This is a genomic window from Streptomyces africanus (assembly GCF_002150735.1).
GTDB classification, from domain to species: Bacteria; Actinomycetota; Actinomycetes; order Streptomycetales; family Streptomycetaceae; genus Streptomyces; species Streptomyces africanus.
Genome location: NZ_MUKA01000009.1, coordinates 1 through 20,803, shown reverse-complemented (window position 1 = coordinate 20,803; position 20,803 = coordinate 1). Strand labels below are relative to the sequence as shown.

The window sequence follows — 20,803 nt, the reverse complement described above, 5'->3', positions numbered from 1 at the left end:
GCGTCAGGAGCGGGTCAGCTCGATCCGGTACTGCCGTGTCCGCGAGCCGTCCTCGCTGCTCACGGTCACGACGGCCAGGCGTGACGTCTCCTTGCGGACGGTCACGCTCGCGTACGGGTCGCGCGGCGTGGCGGTGACCTTCGCCCGGTCCGGGCGGTCGGTGGTCACGCGGTAGCTCGTCCGGTCCGGATCGAAGCCGCCGATCGCCGCGCCCTCCACCTCGACCGACGCGGCGGCGGCGTCCGCGGAGGCGCCGGGCGTCCTGGCGAAGAGCTCGATCTCCCCGAGCGTGAGGTAACCGCCCGGGCGGGCCGTCATGACCACGCGTGCCCCGGTCACCGGGCCGGAGGCGCGCACCGGGACGTCGGCGACGGGCGTGCCCTCCGTGCCGACGGGCACCGTCTCGCTCGCGTCGGTCCAGGTGCCGTCGGCTTCGCGCACCTGCACCTTGAGGGACTCCGCGAAGCTGACGTTGGTGCCGTCGCGGTGGAAGTGGGTCACGACCCGGGTCAGATCGCGCGCCCCGGGCAGGGTGAAGGTGATGGTGTCGGACGGGTTCTTCGTGCCGGACCTCCAGTTCGACCAGGCCTTCTCCGAGGTGTTTCCGTTGCGCAGGCCCTCGGCGGAGTAGCCGCTCTCGGTGTAGGTGGCGCCGACCGTCACGCCCTCGTCGGGTGCGGTGTTCCGCTCCCGGGGTGCGGTGACCTGGACGCGTACGGTCGCCGCCGCCCCGGTGCCGCCGGGGACGTGGGCGGTGCCGCGCAGAGTGACCACCCCGGCGTCGTCGAACGCGCCGTCGGGTGCGGCGTCCCAGGTGACGGGGAGGTCGGCGGTGCCGCCGTGCCGTCCGACGCCGGTGACGGTGGCGGGCAGGCCGGGCCGTCCGCCGGTGTAGGTCTTGGCGCGGGCCGGGAGGGTGGCGGCGATGGTGTCCACGGTGACGACCGCCTCGGCGCGGACGGTCCGTCCGAGGGCGTCGGTGGCCTTGCCCTTGACCCGGACGGTTCCGGGCTTGCTCCAGCGCGCCTCGGAGGGCAGGGTCCACCGCACGGGGAGGGCGCCCCGGGCGCCGTCCCGGAAGACGGGCTTCACGGTGCCGGGCAGTTCGGGCGCACGGCCGGGGACGGTGAACGCCTTGGCCGGCTGCGTGCGCAGCACCGTCTCGTCGGTCACGCCCCAGCGCTGGTTCGCGGTGGAGGCGGGGAGGAGGGCCGACACGCGGGCGCCGTCCGCCGTCGACTGCCCGACGACGTCGAGCAGCCGGCCGGTGGCGGCGTTGACGAAGGTCCAAGTGCCGTCCCCGGTGGTCGACATGATCCACTGCCCGGCCGGGGTCTCGGTGTCTTCGAGAACGGCCTCGTCGTCCCGTACGGCGAGACGATCGCCGGTCTCCGCGTTGACGAGGGCGTAGCGCTCCCGGTTGCTGTCCCCGCGGGTCAGCTGCTTCACCGACCACAGCTGGGACTTGGCACCCGGGTCGGCCGTACGGACGACCAGGCCCTTGCCGTCGGCGGAGGGGGCCAGGGACTTGCCGCTCTGGGCTCCTTGGAGGCGGTAGACGTGGCCGGGCTGGACGAGCGCGGCGTCCTCGGCGGTGCCGGACACGCCGTCGACGAGGAGGGTGGTGACCGACTTCGCCGGGACGGTCACGGTGGCGGAGTCGTCCGTCACCTTCACCGGTGTGCCGCGGACGAGCGCTCCGCCGGCGCTGGTCACCACGGGCGTGACGGTGGCGCCGGGGGCGACGCGCTGGAACCGCGAGAGGTCCAGGGTCACGGCGCGCGGGGTCGTGCCGTTGTTGACGTGCACGACGGTCGCTCCGCGGCCGGACTTGCGTACGGCGGCGACGCTGGAGGGGTCGTCGGCCTTGACGAAGTGGTCGCCGGGCCGGATGTGATGGGTGAAGTTGCGCAGGGTGTGGAACTTGGTGTTGGCCCGGATCGGGCAGGTCTGAAGGGTGTCCTTCGCGGTGCAGTTGAACGGGATGTGGATGCTGCCCCAGTTCTTGCCGGCCTGCGCCTGCGGGATGGAGTCCTCGACGGGCTGCCACAACACCCAGGCGGACGGCTCCAGTTCGCGGATGTCCTCGACGACCCGGGTGGCGATGCCGAGCCCCGGTTCCATGCCGGTGAAGTCGGTGCCGGTCCCCCAGGTGCCCTCGATCTCGCTCATCCAGAACGGCTTGTCCGCGGCCTTGGCGCTGTCCCGGGCGCTGGTGCGCATGCCGGTGCCGTACGTGTGCACGTTGAGCTGGTCCACGGCGGCGCGGGCGGAGTTGTCGTAGGCGTTCCAGTTGCGGACGAAGGTGCTGGGGTTGGTCTCGTCCATCGCGGAGATCGTCGCGCGGGTTCCCGACTTCTCCAGTGCGCGCCGCAGGGCCAGGACGACCTTCTGCTGGAGTTCCGGGCCGGCGTGCGCGCCCTCCTGGCGGCCGCCGGTGGGCTGTCCGTCGGGGCCGATCTGGGTGCCCCAGTAGGTGGTGTTGGGCTCGTTGAGCGGGGCGATGGTGTCGAACCTGATGCGGTGCTTCTTCTCCAGCTGCTCGGTCACCTTGACCAGGTACGTGGCGAAGTCGTCGACGCGGTCGGCCCGTATCTGGTCGGTGCCCGCGTCGAAGCCGCCCGAGACGTAGCCGCTGACGGTCTGGAACCACGGCGGGGAGTTGCTGAACGCCTCCCAGCGGGTGACCTTCTTCTTGACGCGGTCCACCCACCAGCGCTGGCCCGGGTCGGCGGACCAGTCCCAGTGGTCGGGGTCGTCGGGGTTCCACCAGTCGGTGTCCTCCCTGGTGGTGCCCTCGGGGGCCTTCCAGAAGCCGTCCATCGTCGCGCCGGTCTTCATGTAGTCCTTGCGGACGTCCGGGGCGTTGCCGCCGCCGATGTTGTAGCGCGCGATGTTGAGGCGGAGGCCGTCCTCACCGAAGAGCATGTCGGCGAGCTTCTGCCGGATGGGTTCCGGATAGCGGCCGGTGATGTTGGCGAACCAGACGAGGCTCGTCCCCCACCCTTCGAACTCCTGCTGCCGGTAGGACGGGTCGATCCGTACCGTGACCGCGCTGCCGGGCGGTTCGGCGGCAGCGGCAGGAGGCACGGTCAGGAGTCCCGCGCCGAGTGCCAGGGGGACGCTGACCGCCCATGCACGGGCGAGGCGATGTCTGCTGGACATGAATTCCCTTCGAGAGCGAACAGAACCGCGCAGAACCAATCGAGTTTCCCGAATGTTTTAGGACGGCAATCAACACGTCAAGAGGTACGACGAGTTGAGACCCGCGCACACCCCTTGACGCACTCCGCCTCGCCGGTCCAATAATGATCGCCCACAGATCGTCCACATATCTAAACGACGTTCTCTGTTGTGTACGCGAGCGAACGCGGGAGGCGTAGTGAACGCGGCAGGCGCAGTGACGGGTTCAGGCTTGTCCCGCAGTCGTCCGATCGTCGCGTCCCTCGCCGTCCTGCTCGCCGCCTCCGGCTGCTCGGTGGCCGGTGCCGACCCCATCGGCGGCGGCCCCGACACCCTGCGCATCGTCCTGCCCGAGGAACCGCCGACGCTCGAACCCTGTGACGCCTCGCTGACCGCGACAGGCCGGGTGACACGCGCCAACATCACGGAGGCGCTCACCGAGCGCGAACCGTCCACCGGACGCCTGGAACCCGCCCTCGCCACCAAGTGGACCCGCGATTCGGCCACTTCGTGGACCTTCACCCTCCGCAGGGGTGTCACCTTCCACGACGGCTCGCCGTTCACGGCGGCAGCTGCCGCGTTCTCCGTCAAGCGCGCCACGGACTCGGGCATCGACTGCAACGTCGACGGCTACATCTTCACGGACAGCGAGCTCACCGCCACGCCCGTCGACGACACGACGCTCCGGGTCACCACGGCGAAACCCGACCCCATCCTGCCGTTGCGCCTGTCCTTCGTCGAGATCGTGCCGACGAGCACCGACCCGGACTCCCGCGTGCGCGAACCGGTCGGCACGGGGCCCTACCGGATCGACAAGTGGAACCAGGGCCGCTATCTGCGGCTCAAGCGCTTCCCCGGCTACTGGGGCAAGGCCCCCGACTTCGCCGCCGCGACCTATGTCTGGCGCGCCGAGGGCAGTGTGCGCGCGGCGATGGTGACGAACGACGAGGCGGATGTGGCGATCGGGCTGGCGCCGGAGGACGGGGCGGGCGACCGGGCCGTGGAGTTCGCCACCAACGAGGTCTCCTACCTGCGGATGGACGCCACCAAGGCGCCCTTGAACGACATCCGGATCCGGCAGGCCGTCAACTACGCCATCGACCGGGAGGGGCTGGTCACCGCGGTCTTCGCCGGCCGGCCCACCGGGCAGCTCGTGGCGAAGGGCGTCACGGGCCACAACCCGCGCCTGCGGCCGTGGCCCTACGACCCGGAACGCGCCCGGAAGCTCGTCGCCGAGGCCCGCGCCGACGGAGTCCGCACCGACACCACGCTCACCATCATCGGCCGCAACGGCATCTACCCCAAGGCCGCCGAAGCCATGGAGGTCGTCCAGGACGGCCTGATCAAGGCCGGGTTGAAGGTCAGGATCAAGATGCTCGACGTCAACGCCTGGCTGGAGTACCTTCTGCGCCCCTTCCCCGCCGGCGACACCGGCCCCACCCTGCTCCAGGCCCAGCACGGCAACCAGGCGGGAGACGCCGCGTTCACCATGGGACAGATCTACGGCAGTAAGGGCGCCCAGAGCAGCTACGGCACCGCCGCGCTCGACACGCTCATCGAACAGGCCGAGCTCGCCTCGGACGGGAAACGGCAGAAGGCGTTCGCGGACGCGTTCACCTACCAGAACGACAAGGTCGTACGGGACGCCGTCATGGCCAACATGACCGGCCTGCTGGCCCTCTCCCCCAAGGTCCGCTACCGGCCGGATCCGGCGACCAACGACGAGATGCGGCTCGCCGACATGCGGCGCGCGGACTGAGGGAGGACATCACGTGCTGACCCTGCTGCGCCGCCGCGCGGTCTCGAGCGTCGTTCCGCTGCTCGTGGTGGTGCTCGGCGTGTTCTTCCTGGCCCGCCTCACCGGCGACCCCGCCAACCTGTACCTGCCGCTGAGCGCGACACCCGAGATGCGGGCCGAGTTCGCCGCCCGCAACGGTCTGGACGACCCGCTGATCAGCCAGTTCGGCGACTACCTCGGCCAGGTCGCCCACCTCGACTTCGGCGAGTCGCTGCGCACCGCCCAGCCGGCGGCCGAGGCCGTCCTGCGCGCCTTCCCCGCCACCCTCCAGCTCGCCGGCTGGACGATGCTGCTCGCCATCGTCGGCGCCGTCGTCATCGGCAGCCTCGCGGCCTACCGCCCGAACTCGGCGACCGACCGGATCGCGAGCTTCCTGTCCTCCACGGCCGCCAGCGTCCCCGACTTCTGGATCGCCATCATGGGCGTGCTGGTCTTCGCGGTCACGCTGGGCTGGCTGCCCACCTCCGGCACCAGCGGCGCGGCGGCGTGGGTACTGCCCGTGGTCACCCTGCTGATCCGGCCGTTCGGTGTGCTGGTCCAGGTGGTGCGCGGTGCCATGGTCTCCGCGCTGTCCGCCCCGTACGTGAAGGTGGCCCGCGCCAAGGGGGCCTCCGAGCTCCGGGTGGTCTTCGGGCACGCCCTGCGCAACGCGGCCGCACCGGCGCTGACCGTCGCGGGCGATCTGGCCGTGGGGCTGGTCAACGGGGCCGTCGTCGTCGAGACGATCTTCGGCTGGCCCGGCATCGGCAAGCTCATGATCGACTCGGTGCTCCAGCGCGACTTCGCGGTACTCCAGGCGGCCGTGCTCCTGACCGCTCTGGCGATCTTCGCCCTCAACATCCTGGTGGACCTCTGCCACGCGCTTCTCGACCCGCGAGTCCGGCAGCGGGCGGCGGCATGAGCCAAGGACGGGACATGCTTCAGAAAGCCACATCCGAGCCGGGCTCCACGACCGTACGCCGCCGGTGGTTCGCCCTGCTGCTCCGGGACCGGTTCGCCTGCGCGGCGGCCCTCGTCCTGGTCCTGGTCGCGCTGTGCGCCGTCCTGGGACCCCTGCTGGCCGGGGACCTGGCGACCCGTCAGAACCTGCGCGCCCCGGGCCGGCCGCCCTTCGGTCTCGACCACGGCTGGGCCTTCGTCCTCGGCAGCGACTCCCTCGGCCGGCCCGTGGCCGCGCGGCTGCTGACCGCCGCCGGGACGACACTGGCCGTGGCGGTGCCCGCCGTGCTGTGCTCACTGGTCATCGGCTCGGTGTGGGGCATGTGGGCGGGGTATCACGGCGGTTGGCGCGAGAACGTGTCGCTGCGGGTGGCCGACGTGATCCTCAGCTTCCCCTCCCTGCTGCTGGCCGTGGTGGTGCTGTACGTCTTCTCGCCGAGCGCGGCGAGCATCGTGCTGGTGCTGGCCGTCGCCCGCATCCCCGTGTACCTGCGCACGGCCCGGGCCGAGGCGGCGGAGCTGCGCAGCCGGCTGTTCGTGGACGCGGCCCGTACGTTCGGCACCGGCGGTTGGGCGACCATACGGCGGCATGTCGCGCCGAGTGTGCTGCCGACGCTGCTCACCGTCGCCGCGCTCGACTTCTGCTTCGTGATGCTCGCCGAGTCGTCCCTGAGCTTCCTGGGCATCGGCATCCAACCGCCCGACGTCAGCTGGGGGTTGATGGTGGCCCAGGGGCGGCAGGAGTTGCAGAGCGCGTGGTGGATCGCGTTCTTCCCTGGCCTCGCGATCGTCCTGACGACCGTCTCGGCGACCGTTCTCGCCTCCTGGGCCCGGATGACGACCGACCCGGGGCAGCGGTGGCGGGAGGGGGTCCGGCACAGTGGGTGGCGTGCTCGCCGGTCGCGCGGGACGAGCACTGAGCCGGCTCCTGGTAGTGCCGTATCCGAGCCGGACCCGACCACTGCCCCCGGCGGCAGCCGTCCCCTCAGCCCCGAACAGACCACGGCGGCCGACGTCCTGGTCGTGGACGGCCTGTCCGTCGACGTCCACACACCGGCCGGGCCCGTCCACGTCGTCCGCCGGGTCGGTTTCTCCGTGCGGTCGGGCGAGACGCTGGCGCTGCTGGGCGAGTCGGGCTGCGGCAAGAGCATGACCGCACACGCCGTCGCCGGCCTGCTCGACCCGGTCGCGGAGGTGGTGGGCGGGCAGGTGCGCCTCGACGGCGAGGACCTGCTCGGGCTCGGACCACGGGCCAGACGCCGGCTGGCCGGCCCCGGTGTGGCCATGGTCTTCCAGGACGCGCTCAGCGCGCTCAACCCCGTTCTCACGGTCGGCACGCAGCTCGGCGAGCCGTTCCGCATCCACGAGGGCGTGTCCCGGCGCGCGGCGAAGGCCAGGGCGGTGGAGCTGATGGAGCGCGTGGGCATCCCGGAGGCCCGCTCCCGGGCTGACGCCTATCCGCACCAGTTCTCGGGAGGTATGCGTCAGCGCCTGCTGATCGCGACGGCGGTCGCCCTGCGGCCGAGGGTCCTGATCGCCGACGAGCCCACGACGGCACTGGACGTCACCGTGCAGGCGCAGATCATGGACCTCCTCGGCGAGTTGCGCGGCGAACAGCGGACGGCGCTCGTCCTCATCACCCACGACCTCGGGCTCGCCGCCGAGCACGCGGACCGGGTCGCCGTCATGTACGCCGGGACGGTGGTGGAGACCGGGCCCGTCGCCGAGGTGTTCGGCAAGCCCCATCACCCGTACACACAGGGCCTGTTGGCGTCCGTACCGGCCGAGCAGCACCGGGGCTCCCGCCTGATGTCCATCCCGGGGAGCCCGCCGGACCCGGGCGCGGTGCCGCCCGGCTGTGCCTTCCGTACGCGCTGTCCCATGGCCCGGGAGCGTTGCGCCACCCACCGTCCGGCGCTGACCGGCACCGGTGACGGCCGGGCCGCCGCCTGCCACTTCGGGAAGGAACTGGCCGATGCCTGAGCACGGGGCACTGCTGGAGGCCACCGGTCTGGCCAAGAGCTTCACGGTCCGGCGAACCCTGCGAGGCGGCACCCGGCTGCGGGCGCTGGACGGGGTGGACCTGACACTGGGACGCGGGGAGACCCTGGGTCTGGTCGGCGAGTCCGGCTGCGGCAAGTCCACACTGGCCAGGGTTCTCCTGCGGCTGGAGCGGCCCGACGCGGGCACCGTGCGGTACGAGGGAGTCGACCCCTTCGCCTTGTCGGGTGCGGAGCTGCTCGCCTGGCGCCGGAAGGTGCAGATGGTGTTCCAGGACCCGTTCGGTTCGCTCAACCCCCGTCTGTGCGCGGCGGATCTGATCGGCGAGCCCTGGCTGACCCACCGTGGCCTCGTACCCGCCTCGAAGCGGGCGGCCCGCGTGGCCGAGCTGCTGGAGATGGTCGGACTGCGCGCCTCGGACGCGAGCCGTCACCCGCACGAGTTCTCCGGGGGACAGCGGCAGCGGCTCGGGATCGCCCGCGCCCTGGCGCTGGAGCCCGAGGTGATCGTCTGCGACGAACCCGTCTCCGCGCTGGATCTGTCGGTGCAGGCGCAGGTGCTCAACCTCCTGTGCGACCTGCGGGACGAGCTGGGGCTGTCGTACGTGTTCATCTCGCACGACCTGTCCGTGGTGCGGCACCTCGCCGACCGGGTCGCCGTGATGTACCTCGGCAAGATCGTGGAGACGGGGCCGACGGAGGAGGTCTACGAGCGGCCGCGCCACCCGTACACGGAGGCGCTGCTGTCGGCGGCCCCCGCCCCCGTGACCGGCGGCGGACGCAAGCGGCAGCGCATCCTGCTCACGGGTGAGATCCCCTCACCGGCCGACCCGCCGTCCGGCTGCCGGTTCCGGACCCGGTGCCGGCGGGTGCGGGACCTGTGCGCCGAGGCGGTCCCCGCGCCGCCGCCCCCGGGGCCCGTGCACGGAGCGGCATGCCACTTCCCTCTGGAGGAGACACCACCGGTGACGGTGTGACGGGGATGTCAGTCGACGGCATCCACCAGGAACTCCTGGTCCCGTGACCCCGTGCAGCGCTGCTGGGCGATCTCGGCACCCGCCGCGCGGTCGTCGGTGCCGTTGACGCCGAGACACATCCCGTTCTGCACCACGTGTATCCGGTAGCTGTTCCGGTTGGACCGGCCCTCGACGACATGCCCGCTGCCGAGCGCGGTGAGACAGCCGTCGCCGTACACCGGGTGGCGCCACTGGAGGTAGTACGAGCCCGTGTTGCCGACCGACACCAGTGAGAGGTCCGGTGGTGTGGCGTCGGCACAGAGGCGCTGGACGGCGACCTGGCTTCGGTAGCGCCCCTTGCGGTCGTGGCCCTCGGTGACGCACAGCGTGGGGGCCGGGGCGGGCCGGATCCTGGATTCTGCCTGGTTCCGGGCCGTCGACGCCGGGGGTCAGCGTGGAGGCCGAGGAGGAGGCCAGGCCCGCGGCGATCCCGTCCCCACGCGCCGCCGCGTCCCGGCCGCCGTCCTCGCCGGGCAGCAGCGCCCAGGCCCCCAGTGCGGCGAGCAGCAACCCGGCGACGGCGGTGGCGGCGAGAGTTCGCCGGCTTCGGACCGGCCCGCGACCGAGGCCGGGTTCGCGGCTTTTATCGGGCTGGGTGTTCCGGTGTCCCGTGGGGCGTCGGCCCTTCGCCGGCGGGCGTCGGCCCGCCCTCCGCCCGCGGCGGCTCGGCGGCGGCCAGCCGGTCTCTGGCCTCCAGCCACGTGCCGACGCCCTCGCCCCTCCCGCACGCGCGGACGAACGCAGCGACCACCTCGGCACGCGGCAGCGAGTCCCGGCGCAGCGCGTCGGCCACGGTACTGCGCCGGGCCCAGCGAGACGGAGCACTGGAGGAGCGGCGGGATCCCGCGGCGGAGGCTGCCCGCCTGCTGCCCCTCAGCCACGGCTGGGCACCAGCGTCGTGGTCGGCCAGCGCTCGGCGTACGCCGCCCTCGCCATCCTGCGCTCCCACCTCGACCAGCTCTTGTTGCCCAGCCGCGCACGGCAGCGGTCATAGCCGAAAGCCCGGGCCGCCTGTGCCGAAACCCGCTTGCGTGATCGTCCGGACACCCGTTATCCAGCATCGGGACGACGAGGAGCACAGGATGACGACCAAAACGCTGGGCCGGCGCTTCGCGGTGGACGAGGAGGACTGGCGCCGGGCCACCCGGATAACCCTCGATGGCCACTTGATCGGCGGCGTGAGCGACCTGGCACATCCGGTCTACCCACCGGGAACACCTGCCCACATCGCCTACTACCTGGCGGTGGACGACATCGAACGCCGTACCGAAGCGGCAACGGCGAACGGCGCACGCGTCGTCGTGCCTCCGTTCGACGCCGGCGATCAGGGCCGCATGGCGACATTGATCGATCCGGCAGGCGCCGCCTTCTCACTCTGGCAGGCGCACCAGTTCACCGGATGGCGGTTCCCTCTCCGGCTGGCGAGCACCCCGCACCGTATGGTCCTGTCCTGCGAACGGCCGGACGAAGCCCGGCACTTCTACCGCGAGACCCTGGGAACCTCCTTGGCCTGCGCCGACTTCGTCGCCCCACGTGGAGACCTCGCCTCCACCCCGCAGTGGGAACTCGCGATCGGCGTCGACGACTTGGACGGACTGACCTTCCAGATTCGCCGCTTGGAGCGGTGAACTGTCAGGCGGCTTCTTCCAGGACGTCATCGGGCTTTTCGAAGTCGTGTGACTTCGTGCGCCGGGAAAGCACCACCAGCAGTACGCCCAGCGTCAGACCCAGTGCGGGCATCAGGGGCAACCGGCCGCCGGGTGCGAAGCCCTGTTCGGCGAACCGGGTCAGAGCGGCGACGGCGGTGGCGAGGCCGAGCCACAGCGGCCAGGGGCGGCGTGGGTCGGCGTCCAGGCGGATCCGCTCGTCCAGTGCCGCCAGCCCGCGCTCCAAGGGCTGCAACGCCGCCACGACACCGGCCAGGACGAGACCGAGCACCAGCAGCCAGGGCACCCGCAGCACCCACCATGCCGCGGATCCGAAGGCGGGCTCAGGCGCGAGCCCGGTCAAGTAGAACGCGGCGGCGACGACCAGCACCGGCAGCATGTGCCACAGGTACAGCGTCATGCTGGCGCCTCCCACCGGGCTCACCACGCGCCACACCCGCTCCCGGTCCAGGAGCCGCCGCATCGCCCGTGCGGCGAGGAGGCACAGGCCCACCTGGGCCACCGCCCACGCCAGCATCGCCGCCGACGGTGGATCGGTGTTGCCCGGGCTCTGCCCGGTCACCCGGATGAGGCTGACCGGGAACGGCCCGAGGCCCACCAGGGTCGCGAAGGCCAGCCCGCCGCACGCCGCCATCGCGGGCGCTGTCGCCCGGTGCCCGGTCAGCAGACCGTCGCGCCAGCAGAAGCCCAACTGGTAGGCAATGCCCCACACGAGCACGTAGTTGAGCAGCCCGACGTAAGGCACGTGCACTGCCACCGCGAGCGCGTCAGCCGCCAGTGCGGCCTCGCCCATGACCACGGGGACGCCCAGCCCCCAGCGCCGGTGCGCCGCGTGCAGCGGTGGGGTCAGGGCGCTGAGGAGCAGATACACGGGAAGGAACCAGAATTGCATCGCCATCGCCCACCCCACCAGCTCAAGGGTGCCCGGATCGACGCGGACGGCCGCACAGACACCGACGGCGAGCAGCACCAGCGCGCTGTACACGCCCGCCGGGAGCAGCAGCCGCGACGCTCGCCGCGCCACCCACCCGGACGCCGTACCGCCCGCCGCCCGGGTGCGCGCCCAGGAGCCGCCCGCCGCATGCCCGCCGGCCAGGAAGAACAGCGGCATGATCTGAAAGCCCAGGGTCAGCCACTGGGTCCACGGTATGACCGCCAGCAGCTCCGGCGCCGTGATCTCACCACCGGACCCGTGGACGAGTACGGTGATCAGCCAGTGCCCGACCACCACCAGGACGATGGCCCACGCACGCAGGAAGTCGACGTAGCGGTCTCTGCTCATAGGTCGTCATGCTGCCCCCGCTGCAGGGTTTTCCGGGCGAGAAGACCGTGCCGCAACCAACCCGTGCCCGGCATGACACCATCCGCAGCCCGCCGCTGACGACACCGGCGGTGGTCGCTCAGTGCAGGAGTTCCCGCACCAGCGCCCCGCACCACCACTGCTCCACGCGGTCGGGCGACCACCCGCGTTCCCCGGTCAGCACGGTGTAGACGTCGATGTTGCAGAGCGCCGCGTAGACGTCGACCGCGGACGGCACGTCGAGGCCGGAGCGCAGAACGCCCGCGGGCCAGGAGGAGAAGACCTGCGCCCGGGTCTGGTCGCCACGGACGCGGCTGTCGTGGTAGAGCGTGGCCAGCTCGGGCTCGGAGCGGCCGGCTTCCCGCACCAGTGCGATGACGTCGCCGGAGCGCTCGTACAGGCGCCGGTCGTAGCCGGCCATCGCGGCGAGCTGCCGGGCGGGGTCGGTCGTGGCTGCCTCCAGCTCCGCGACCAGCTGCGGTACATCGGCCGAGAGATCGGCCGCGTCGGCCAGCGCGCGGGTCAGTCCCGTCTTGTTCCCGTACGCCGCGTAGACGGTCGGTACGGACACCCCCGCCTCGCGCGCCACGTCCCGCACCGTCGTGGCCGTCCACCCGTGGGAGACGAACAGCTTCAGCGCGGCGCGGGCGATCTCCGCGCGGGTCTGCTGCGCCTGCGCCGTGCGGCGCAGCGAGTCGTACCGCCGCCGCCCCGGCTCCTCACTCATGCCCGGCCCCTTCCCGTCATTCACTTAACGCTGCTTATAATCAATATATGTTACGTAAACAATCGGGAGCTGCCCCGGTCGCCATGGGTTCCGCTACGGATTTCGCCCGGGTGAGCGGTCTCGCCGCCCTCGGCTTCGCCTTCCTCATCGTCGCCGGGAACGTGGTCCTGGTGCCGGCCGGTCTGCCGCGCACGGGCTCCGGCATCGGGGAGGTGGACGGGTTCTTCCGGACGCACGGGGACCTGGTCGGCATGGGCTCCGCGCTCACCCCCGCCGCCTGGATCCTGGCCACGCTGTTCGGGGCGGGCGCGGTCCGTGTGCTGTGGCGGTCCGAGCGGGACCGGGGCGAGGCGTGGGCCCTGCTCGGGTTCGCCGGACTCCTCCTCCAGAACGCCGTTTTCGCCGGGGTCATCGCGATCCGGCTGGCGCTCGCGTCGACGGCCGCGGACGGGACCGGCGCGGACCCGGGCCTCTGGGCGCTGCACGACGCCCTGTTCACCCTCAACGGCACCTTCCTGGCGCTCGCGCTCGTCGGACTGTCCGTCGGCGGCCTGCGCGCCGGGCTGATCCGGCCGTGGCACGGCAGGTGGGGGCTGGTGGCGGCGGTGTTGCTGTTCGGTTCGGCCGTGCTCGCCCCGCTGGTCATCGACCACACCGGCCCGCTCGGCCTGCTCGGTCTCGTCGGCTGGCTGATGTGGGTGGTGTGGATCGTCGTGTACGGCGTGACACTGATGCGCCGGGCGCCGGCGGCGCAGCCGCCAACCGGGCGTTGACCGATGGCCGTTCGACCCGCTCGGTCCCTTCTCAGTGGCAGCACCCATCGGCCGACCGGGGGCCGGCCGCGGTGTCCAGGCGGCAGAAGCACGACGCCCGGACCGGGACGTCGGCCAGCGCGGTCGCCATCTTGAGCTGCTGGCCCACTAGGGCCGCCTCGGCGGTCTTGCCCGTCCGGAGAAGGCACTCGTGGAAGCCGTGCAGGGACCAGACGTTGCCCGGGTGCTGGAGGGGCCGGGGCAGGGTGTCGTCGAGGCCGAGGTCCGCGCGGTAGACCGCCTCGGCCTCCGCCACCCGGCCCTGTTCCAGCAGCAGGGCGCCGTAGGCGTGGCGGGTGGGCTGCATCCAGCCCCAGGGCTCGTCGTAGGGGAGGCCGTCGTCCAGCTCGATGGACCGCTCCAGGGCCGCGAAGGCGAGATCGTGGTTGCCCCTGCGGTATTCGAGCTCTCCGTCCAGCATGGCCGCCGCGACGGCGAGGATGTCGCGGCAGGTGTTGTTGAACAGCATCCGCGACTCGGGCACCCGGCTCGCCGCCGCCCGGAAGAGCTCGCGCTCGGCTTCCGCCCGGGCGACCTCGCCGGTGGCCGAGAGGGCGACGCCGCGAGCGTAGTGGCGCATGGCGGTGGTCACCGCGTAGAGCTCCGGGTCGGCGGGAGCGGGCAGGGTGAGGATGTCGGTCCAGCGGCCGAAGCGGATCAGTACGTGGACGCGCATGGCGAGGAAGCCCTCCAGCCAGTCGGCCATCGGAGGGCTCTGCACGCGGAGCAGGTCTTCCGGGATGGCGGCTTCCAGCTGGGCGGCGGTGTCGAGGGCGACCTGTGCCTGGCCGAGGAACATGGCCCCGTAGATCTTGAAGTGGTAGTTGTGGGCCCGGTAGAGGGTGTAGAAGTTCATCGCGCCGGCCCGCCGGTGGAACTTCTCGTCGGCGGCGATGGCGTCGCTGTTGGCCGCGACGACCCGGCGGTAGTCGCCGCACAGGACGTCGAGGTGCGAGGGCATGTGGTGCAGGTGCCCGGCGTCGGGCACGATGCCGCGCAGCCGGTCGGCGACGGTGAGGGCCTGTTCCGGTGCCGGGGACATCTCCATCAGGTGGATGTAGAGGTGCAGCACCCCGGGATGCCGCGCACCGGCCTCGGTCCCGAGCGTGCCGTCCAGCACGGCCTTGGCTTCCATGGTGCGTGCGCCCTCGGCGGGCTGACCGGTCGTCAGGTCCCACAGCTGCCAGGGGGTGAGGTTCATCAGGGCGTCGGCGTACAGGGTGGCGATGTCCGGGTCGTCGGGCGCCAGTTCGTACACCGCGCGCATAGCGTCCGCGTACGGCTCGTTCCACACCGAGCAGTCCTCGACGGCCTCCGGCTGCGGGTAGCGGGCCCGCAACGCGGCGATCAGAGCCTGCTCGACCGGGGTGGCCCGTACGGCCTTCTCATGGGCCCGTTCCACTACGGCGTGCGTACGCTCCACTGTCCGCACCAGTTCCTCGCCGTCGAAGAATTCCCAGGGCTTGTTGTAGTTCGGGCCGAGCGCGTAGGCGATGCCCCAGTACGCCAGTGCGCATTCGGGGTCCGCCTCGGCGGCCTTTTCGAAGCAGGCGACGGCTTCCTCGTGGTGGAAGGCGTACGTCCACACCAGGCCACGGTCGAACCAGAGTTGGGCCTCGGCCGAGGAGGTGGTGACGGGACGGCTGTGCGTGCCGAGGTCGTAATAGTCGCCCATGGGTTTCTCCTGGGAAATCGGCCGGGAGCCGTGAGAATAGCGGCGACTTTGAGCTGCGGGAGGACACCTGGGGGTGAACCCCGGTCAGACGCTGGTCAGGATCTGCGGTGCGAGGATCTTGATCTGGGTGTTGGTCCAGCGCAGTTGCCGGAGCGTCTGCGGATGGCAGTCGGAGACGAGTCCCAGGAGCCGCTCGTCCCGGGTGGCCTGCGCCGCCTGGGCGAGCATCTCCCAGTGCAGGGAGTTCCGCGCGGCGGCCAGGTGCAGATCGCGCAGGTCGTGCAGGAGGAGCAGGCCGGTCGCGGGGCGCCGGCCGAGGGCTTCCGACGCTTTCTCCCGGAGCGCGGCGAGCGCCCCGGGCGACGGGTTTCCACGCGGTCCTGACAGGTCGAGGCCGTGGTCCCGGCCCGCGTCCGCGAGGCGGGCCGCGTGCTCGCGCGACCAGCGGGCGACGTCGAGGGCGACGTGGTGGAACTCGTGGTCGGTGTGGTGCCGTGCGGCGGCGGCCAGCAGGTCCTGTTCCAGGTCGCGCTCGCCGTCGTGGAGGAGGCGGAGGGTGGTTTCGATGCCGGTCATGTGCTGCTCCCCGCCGTCTCGGTCCGGGCCCCGGTGCCGCTCGCGCGCCGCGCGACGAGGGTGACCCGGGCCGCACCGGTCTTGAACAGTGGCTGTTTGGAGACCGGGTCCCAGTCGGTGACGGTGGTCTCGTTGGCGGCGCGGCCCGGGCCGTCGTCGGGCGGGCGGTGGCCGGCCGGGGTGTCCCAGTAGCCGTAGTGGAAGGGCAGGAACACCATGCCGTCGCGGATCGCGGTGGTGCGCAGCCGGGCCCGTACCGCTCCGCGCGGGGTCGTGACCTGCACCAGGTCGCCGTCGGCGAGCCCCTGGGCCGACGCCTCGGCGGGCGAGATCTCCGCCCAGACGTCCGGCGCGGCGGCGTTCAGCTCGGGGGCGCGCGCGGTCTTCGTGCGGGTGTGGAAGTGGTACACGGTCCGGCCGGTGATCAGCTGGAGGGGGTAGTCGGCGGAGGTGTCCTCGTGGGGCGGCAGGTACTCCGCGGCCTTGAGGACGGCCTTGCCGTCCGGGTTGAGGGACCGGTACTCCACGGGCTCCACGCTCGCCCCGGTGACCATGTCCCGGCCGTAACTCTCGCAGGTGTCGGGGTGGGCGTGGGTGATGCCGTCGGTGTAGAGGCGCGCGGTGCCGTCGGGGGCCTGTTCGGTGCAGGGCCACTGGATGCCGCTGCCGCCGCGCAGCCGCTCGTAGCTCAGGCCCGTGTAGTCGCAGGGGCGGCCGGCGCTGCACCGCTGCCAGGCCGCGAACGCCGACTCGGGGTCGTGCCAGCTGATCAGCGGCCCGTCGTCCTTGTCGCGGAAGTCCATGCGGGCGGCGAAGTCGAGGAAGATGTCCAGGTCGGCCCTGGCCTCGCCGGGCGGTTCGACGGCCTTCTCCGACAGGTGCACGGTGCGGTCGGCGTTGGTGAGGGTGCCGGTCTTCTCGCCCCAGGTCGCCGCGGGCAGCACCACGTCGGCGAGCTGCGCGGTCTCGGTCAGGAACAGGTCCTGCGCGACCACGAACAGCCGTTCCTGGGCGAGGATCGACCGGATGCGGGACAGCTCGGGCAGGGACACGGCCGGGTTGGTGCCGGTGATCCACAGCATCCGGACCGAGCCCTGCTCGGCGTACCGGAAGATCTGCATGGCGTGGGTGGGCGGCGCGTAGTGCGGGATCGTCTCGGGCTTCACGTTCCACACGGCGGCCAGTTCGGCCACGTGCTGGTCGTTCTGCCAGTTGCGGAAGCCCGCCAGGTCGCCGTCCGCGCCGCATTCGCGGGTGTTCTCGGCGCTGGGCTGCCCGTTCATCTGGAGCAGTCCGCGGCCGGGGCGGCCCAGCATGCCGCGGATCAGGTGCAGGTTGTTGACCTGGACGGCGGCCGCGGTGGCCTGGTGGGACTGGTAGACGCCCTGGAGGACCGTGGACAGCAGCCGCTCGGCGGTGCCGAGGATCTCCGCGGCCCGCTCGATCTGCGCGGCCGGCACGTCACAGATCCCGGCCGCCCACCTGGGGGTGCACTCCTCGACCATGGCCGCGAGTTCCTCGAAGCCGACGGTGTGGGCGTCGACGTAGGCCCGGTCGACGCGGCCGGTGCGGATGATCTCGTGCAGCAGCGCGTTGAGCAGGGCGACGTTCGTGCCCGCGCGGGGGGCCAGGTGGACGTCGGCGCGCCGGGCGGTCTGCGTGTGCCGCGGATCCACGCACACGAGCCGGGGCGGGTCGCTCCCCTCCAGGCGGTCCAGGAGCCGCATCCAGAGGACGGTCTGGGTCTCCGCCATGTTGTGCCCGAACAGCGCGATGGTGTCGGCGTGGTCGATGTCCTCGTAGGAGCCGGGCTGCCCGTCGCAGCCGAAGGTCTCCTTGAGCGCCTCGGCGGCGGTCGCCGTGCACAGCCGGGTGTTGCCGTCCAGGTGATTGGTGCCGATGCCGGCGCGGGCGAGGACGGCCAGGGTGTAGTACTCCTCCAGGAACAGCTGTCCGGTGGTGTAGAAGCCGATCGACCCCGGGCCCTCGTCGTCCAGGAGGTCCCGGGTCCGGGCGGTGATCCGGTTCATGGCGGTGTCCCAGTCGGACTCCACGAGCCGGCCGTGCTCACGGACCAGGGGCCTGGTGAGCCGGTCCGGAGAGGCGTTGGCCTGCCAGCCGTAGAGGTCCTTGGGGCCCAGGCGTCCGCGGTTCACCCGGTCCGTGGCCCGGCCCCGCACTCCCACGATGCGGCCCTCGCGCACCGCGATGTCCATCGCGTCGCCGTTGGAGTGCAGCAGCGAGGCGGACTGCACCCACCGCTCCACGTCCCGCTCGGCGATCCCGGCCCCCAGGTGCGTGTCCGTCCGGGACGGCCAGGGCGTGCCGGGGGCGTAGGGGGTGCGCGCACCCCAGGGATCCGCGATCCGGTCGGCCGAGGTGTCCATGGTCCCACCTCCCACGGGAGAACGTCCCGTGACGAGTACCCCGCCGTGCCCCCGGAACTCCGGTGACGCTGAGTGCACGAACATGCCACAGAGGGCACACACCGTCGCGGGAGGCGATCACCCGGTCGTTCGAACGTGGGCACCTTCGCCACTGGGCTGGCAGCGGCCAACTCCCCCTCCCTAGGATGTACTTCCTGTCCAGCCAGTCCGTTGGCGCGGCACCACGCAGGGGGAACGATGCCATCCGAGAAGCAGTTGTCCACCGAGATCGACGCGAACGTGCCGACGGCAGCGCGCATGTACGACCACTACCTGGGCGGCAAGGACAACTACGCGGCCGACCGTGCCGCGTGCGAGGAGCTCGACAAGGTCGTGCCCAGCACGCGCCGCCTGGCCCTGAACAACCGGCGCTTCCTCCAGCGGGTCGTGCGGACCCTGTCCGAGGACTACGGCATCCGGCAGTACCTCGACCACGGATCCGGCCTGCCGACGCAGGACAACGTGCACCAGGTCGCCCAGCGCATCGACCCCGCGACCCACGTGGTGTACGTCGACAACGACCCGATGGTGCTGGTCCACGGCCGGGCGCTGCTGGAGCAGGACGAGCGCACCAGCGTCATCCACGCGGACATGCGCGAGACCGACCTGATCTTCGGCCACCCCGACACCATGCGGCTGATCGACTTCTCCCAGCCGGTGTGCGTGCTGTTCAACTCGGTGTTCCACTGCATCCCGGACAGCGACACCGACGGGCCGCTCGCGGTGGCCCGCCGCGTGCGGGAGCGGCTGGCGCCCGGCAGCTTCATGGTGATGTGCCAGCTGGTCAGCGAGGACCCCGAGGTCCGTGCCTTCGTCACGGACTTCATGGACCAGGCGACCCAGGGGCACTGGGGCCGCGTGCGTGAGGAGAAGGACGTCGCCGCGTACTTCGAGGGTCTGGAGATCCTGGAGCCGGGGCTGGTGGAGGTGTCCACGTGGCGCCCGGACACCGAAGTGGCGCCCCGTCAGCTCACCCACGAGTGGATCGAGTTCGGTGGTGTGGGGCGGATTCCCCTGGAGAAGTGACGCTGATTTCGCTGGAGAAGCGACGGCGGAAGTGACGCAGGTGCCGCGCGCGGGACGCTGGTCGTCCCGCGCGCGGCACTCGCGCGTCAGGCGTAGCGCTGCTCCATCGTCGTGCGCAGCAGTTCCAGGGAGTCACGGGGCTTGAGCGCCTCGTCCGCGAGGCGGTCCAGCGCGATCCGGTACTCCTCCGTCTCGTCGCGGTCCTCGAGGAAGTTCGCGCTCTTGATGTGCTCCAGGTAGACCACGTCGGGCAGGTCGAGGCCGCCGAAGCGCAGGTACGTGACCGGGATGGCCGGTGCCGAGGCGTTCGTGACGTTCAGCGGGACGATCTGCAAGGTCACGTTGGGGCGTTCGGCCATCTCGACGAGATGCGCGAGCTGCTCCCGCATCACCTCGGTGCTGCCCAGGACGCGCAGCAGCACGGACTCGTCGATGACCGCCCACAGCTGCGGTGCGTCCGGCCGGAACAGCAACCGCGCCCGGTGCCGGCGGAGTTCGACGCGCCGCTCCACCTCACCGGCCGGCGCGTTCGGCAGACCCCGCTCCACCACGGCCTTGGTGTAGGCGGGTGTCTGCAACAGGCCGGGTACGTACTGGATCTCGAAGGTTCGGATGGTGGCGGCGGCCTCCTGGAGTCCGACCAGCCGGTCGAACCACTCGGGCATCAGCCGCTTGTCGTACCGCTGCCACCAGCCCGGCTCGCCGGCGCGCTGCAACAGTTTGAGCAGTACCGAGGCCTCGTAGTCGTCGGTGCCGTACAGCTGCAGCAGCGCCCGGATGTCGTTCTCGGTCGGCGGGCGGCGGCCCTTGCCGGACTCGATGCGGGACAGCTTCGCGGCACTGAAGCCGACAGCACGCGCCGCCTGGTCCTGGGCGAGCCCGGCGTCCTCACGGAAGCCTGCCAGCTGTACGCCGACCAGCATCTTCAGGAGAGTCGGCGCAGGCTCGGGCCTGTCCAGATAGGGTTCCAGACGGGAGATGCGATGCGACGCGGCGGACATCCTGACTCCCAGCAGACCGGCACAAGGGCGATTTACACTATCGCACTCTGCCGGGCGCGCCCGCATCCCTCGGAGCCACCCCACAGAAGTGGCGAGTTGGGCTCCACTTCACCGGGCGGGCTTCACAGCAGGTGGTCGAACTCGCCGTCCTTCGCCCCGGCCAGGAACGCCGCCACCTCCGCCGCCGTGTAGACGAGCGCGGGCCCGTCGGGGTCACGGGAGTTGCGCATCGCGATCCCGCCGTCGACGAGCGGGGCGACTTCGACGCAGTTGCCCTCGGCGTTGCTGTGCCGGCTCTTGATCCAGCAGGCGTCCAACGAGCTTGCCTGCACTCCGTTCTGCACTGGTGGCACCGCGGTCTCCTAGCTGCTCTGGTTCACGTCCCCGGCTTGCGTACCCAACACGGCTCGATTGTCACGCAATTTCGCGTGCAATTGCACGCGACCGCCGTCAGCGTGGATAATAGCCGCGGCGTCAACCCCTTTGTCGGCGCCGCGTCCTGACCTCGCATCGGGGAGATGCCGTGTCATCAGCTGCGCACCAGGTGCTCCGGCCGCCCAGTGGGGCCGCGGCACAAGCAGCCGCACCCGCCACGAGCACCGGATTCCCGCCCGGCCCGCCCGCGGTGACGCCGCATGAGGCGATGCCGTTCGGGAC

The 20,803-nt window shown here is 71.6% G+C and carries 16 protein-coding genes; 7 read left to right on the top strand and 9 right to left on the bottom strand.

The annotated features are described in order from the left end of the window. Window positions 1-3: 3 nt before the first annotated feature. Complete coding sequence (locus CCL05_RS01965; protein ID WP_086558725.1) at window positions 4-3,165, bottom strand: glycoside hydrolase; 3,162 nt, start codon at window positions 3,163-3,165, stop codon at window positions 4-6. Window positions 3,166-3,415: 250 nt separating this feature from the next. Between CCL05_RS01965 and CCL05_RS01960 the strand changes: the two genes are divergently transcribed. The 4 genes from CCL05_RS01960 to CCL05_RS01945 are packed head-to-tail and all read left to right on the top strand — an operon-like array spanning window position 3,416 to window position 8,897. Then, the gene (locus CCL05_RS01960; protein ID WP_167409492.1) at window positions 3,416-4,942 is read left to right on the top strand and encodes an ABC transporter substrate-binding protein; all 1,527 of its coding nucleotides are present in this window, start codon (window positions 3,416-3,418) and stop codon (window positions 4,940-4,942) included. Window positions 4,943-4,955: 13 nt separating this feature from the next. Continuing rightward, a complete protein-coding gene (locus tag CCL05_RS01955; RefSeq protein WP_086558723.1) occupies window positions 4,956-5,882 on the top strand; it encodes an ABC transporter permease in 927 nt (308 codons plus the stop codon). A 14-nt stretch (window positions 5,883-5,896) separates the two neighbouring features. Next, complete coding sequence (locus CCL05_RS45825; RefSeq protein WP_244204126.1) at window positions 5,897-7,903, top strand: dipeptide/oligopeptide/nickel ABC transporter permease/ATP-binding protein; 2,007 nt, start codon at window positions 5,897-5,899, stop codon at window positions 7,901-7,903. Continuing rightward, complete coding sequence (locus tag CCL05_RS01945; RefSeq protein ID WP_086558722.1) at window positions 7,896-8,897, top strand: ABC transporter ATP-binding protein; 1,002 nt, start codon at window positions 7,896-7,898, stop codon at window positions 8,895-8,897. Before CCL05_RS45825 ends, CCL05_RS01945 begins: the two co-directional genes overlap by 8 nt. 8 nt (window positions 8,898-8,905) lie before the next feature. Here the strand turns inward: CCL05_RS01945 and CCL05_RS01940 are convergent, their stop codons facing one another. After that, window positions 8,906-9,163, bottom strand: a complete 258-nt coding sequence (locus CCL05_RS01940; RefSeq protein WP_086558721.1) for an RICIN domain-containing protein — start codon at window positions 9,161-9,163, stop codon at window positions 8,906-8,908. Window positions 9,164-10,018: 855 nt separating this feature from the next. Between CCL05_RS01940 and CCL05_RS43780 the strand changes: the two genes are divergently transcribed. After that, entirely contained in the window at window positions 10,019-10,564 is a 546-nt protein-coding gene (locus tag CCL05_RS43780; protein ID WP_244204125.1) for a VOC family protein, read from the top strand. Between the two features lie 4 nt (window positions 10,565-10,568). On the opposite strand, the gene CCL05_RS01930 is transcribed toward CCL05_RS43780, so the two are convergent. Together CCL05_RS01930 and CCL05_RS01925 are read right to left on the bottom strand one after the other, a co-directional pair. Further along, window positions 10,569-11,885 carry an acyltransferase family protein gene (locus tag CCL05_RS01930; RefSeq protein WP_086558720.1) on the bottom strand — a complete coding sequence of 439 codons (1,317 nt, stop codon included), beginning with the start codon at window positions 11,883-11,885 and terminating at the stop codon, window positions 10,569-10,571. 118 nt (window positions 11,886-12,003) lie between these two features. Continuing rightward, on the bottom strand, window positions 12,004-12,630 hold the full coding sequence (locus CCL05_RS01925; protein ID WP_086558719.1) for a TetR/AcrR family transcriptional regulator: 627 nt from the start codon (window positions 12,628-12,630) through the stop codon (window positions 12,004-12,006). Window positions 12,631-12,740: 110 nt separating this feature from the next. On the opposite strand from CCL05_RS01925, the gene CCL05_RS01920 reads away from it, so the two are divergent. Then, window positions 12,741-13,403 carry a hypothetical protein gene (locus CCL05_RS01920; protein WP_244204124.1) on the top strand — a complete coding sequence of 221 codons (663 nt, stop codon included), beginning with the start codon at window positions 12,741-12,743 and terminating at the stop codon, window positions 13,401-13,403. 31 nt (window positions 13,404-13,434) lie between these two features. On the opposite strand, the gene CCL05_RS01915 is transcribed toward CCL05_RS01920, so the two are convergent. From CCL05_RS01915 to CCL05_RS01905, 3 genes are all read right to left on the bottom strand, one after another. Then, window positions 13,435-15,117, bottom strand: coding sequence for a hypothetical protein (locus CCL05_RS01915; protein WP_086558718.1), 1,683 nt, complete (start codon window positions 15,115-15,117; stop codon window positions 13,435-13,437). Between the two features lie 84 nt (window positions 15,118-15,201). After that, window positions 15,202-15,693, bottom strand: coding sequence for a hypothetical protein (locus tag CCL05_RS01910; protein ID WP_086558717.1), 492 nt, complete (start codon window positions 15,691-15,693; stop codon window positions 15,202-15,204). After that, the gene (locus tag CCL05_RS01905; RefSeq protein ID WP_086558716.1) at window positions 15,690-18,080 is read right to left on the bottom strand and encodes a molybdopterin oxidoreductase family protein; all 2,391 of its coding nucleotides are present in this window, start codon (window positions 18,078-18,080) and stop codon (window positions 15,690-15,692) included. Before CCL05_RS01905 ends, CCL05_RS01910 begins: the two co-directional genes overlap by 4 nt. A gap of 237 nt (window positions 18,081-18,317) precedes the next feature. Here CCL05_RS01905 and CCL05_RS01900 point away from each other — a divergent pair, with 237 nt between their 5' ends. Further along, window positions 18,318-19,145, top strand: coding sequence for an SAM-dependent methyltransferase (locus tag CCL05_RS01900; protein WP_086558715.1), 828 nt, complete (start codon window positions 18,318-18,320; stop codon window positions 19,143-19,145). 86 nt (window positions 19,146-19,231) lie between these two features. Here CCL05_RS01900 and CCL05_RS01895 read toward each other — a convergent pair whose 3' ends face one another. Both CCL05_RS01895 and CCL05_RS01890 read right to left on the bottom strand, forming a co-directional pair. Further along, the gene (locus CCL05_RS01895) at window positions 19,232-20,146 is read right to left on the bottom strand and encodes a helix-turn-helix domain-containing protein (protein ID WP_086558714.1); all 915 of its coding nucleotides are present in this window, start codon (window positions 20,144-20,146) and stop codon (window positions 19,232-19,234) included. A gap of 122 nt (window positions 20,147-20,268) precedes the next feature. After that, a complete protein-coding gene (locus CCL05_RS01890; protein WP_037673508.1) occupies window positions 20,269-20,499 on the bottom strand; it encodes a DUF397 domain-containing protein in 231 nt (76 codons plus the stop codon). Between the last annotated feature and the right edge of the window lie 304 nt (window positions 20,500-20,803).

Excerpts from the sequence above, each read along its gene's own strand:
- CCL05_RS01965 (WP_086558725.1), bottom strand. The coding sequence starts at position 3,165 with ATGTCCAGCAGACATCGCCTCGCCCGTGCATGGGCGGTCAGCGTCCCC.
- CCL05_RS45825 (WP_244204126.1), top strand. The coding sequence starts at position 5,897 with ATGCTTCAGAAAGCCACATCCGAGCCGGGCTCCACGACCGTACGCCGC.
- CCL05_RS01945 (WP_086558722.1), top strand. The coding sequence starts at position 7,896 with ATGCCTGAGCACGGGGCACTGCTGGAGGCCACCGGTCTGGCCAAGAGC.
- CCL05_RS43780 (WP_244204125.1), top strand. The coding sequence starts at position 10,019 with ATGACGACCAAAACGCTGGGCCGGCGCTTCGCGGTGGACGAGGAGGAC.
- CCL05_RS01930 (WP_086558720.1), bottom strand. The coding sequence starts at position 11,885 with ATGAGCAGAGACCGCTACGTCGACTTCCTGCGTGCGTGGGCCATCGTC.
- CCL05_RS01925 (WP_086558719.1), bottom strand. The coding sequence starts at position 12,630 with ATGAGTGAGGAGCCGGGGCGGCGGCGGTACGACTCGCTGCGCCGCACG.
- CCL05_RS01915 (WP_086558718.1), bottom strand. The coding sequence starts at position 15,117 with ATGGGCGACTATTACGACCTCGGCACGCACAGCCGTCCCGTCACCACC.
- CCL05_RS01910 (WP_086558717.1), bottom strand. The coding sequence starts at position 15,693 with ATGACCGGCATCGAAACCACCCTCCGCCTCCTCCACGACGGCGAGCGC.
- CCL05_RS01905 (WP_086558716.1), bottom strand. The coding sequence starts at position 18,080 with ATGGACACCTCGGCCGACCGGATCGCGGATCCCTGGGGTGCGCGCACC.
- CCL05_RS01900 (WP_086558715.1), top strand. The coding sequence starts at position 18,318 with ATGCCATCCGAGAAGCAGTTGTCCACCGAGATCGACGCGAACGTGCCG.
- CCL05_RS01895 (WP_086558714.1), bottom strand. The coding sequence starts at position 20,146 with ATGTCCGCCGCGTCGCATCGCATCTCCCGTCTGGAACCCTATCTGGAC.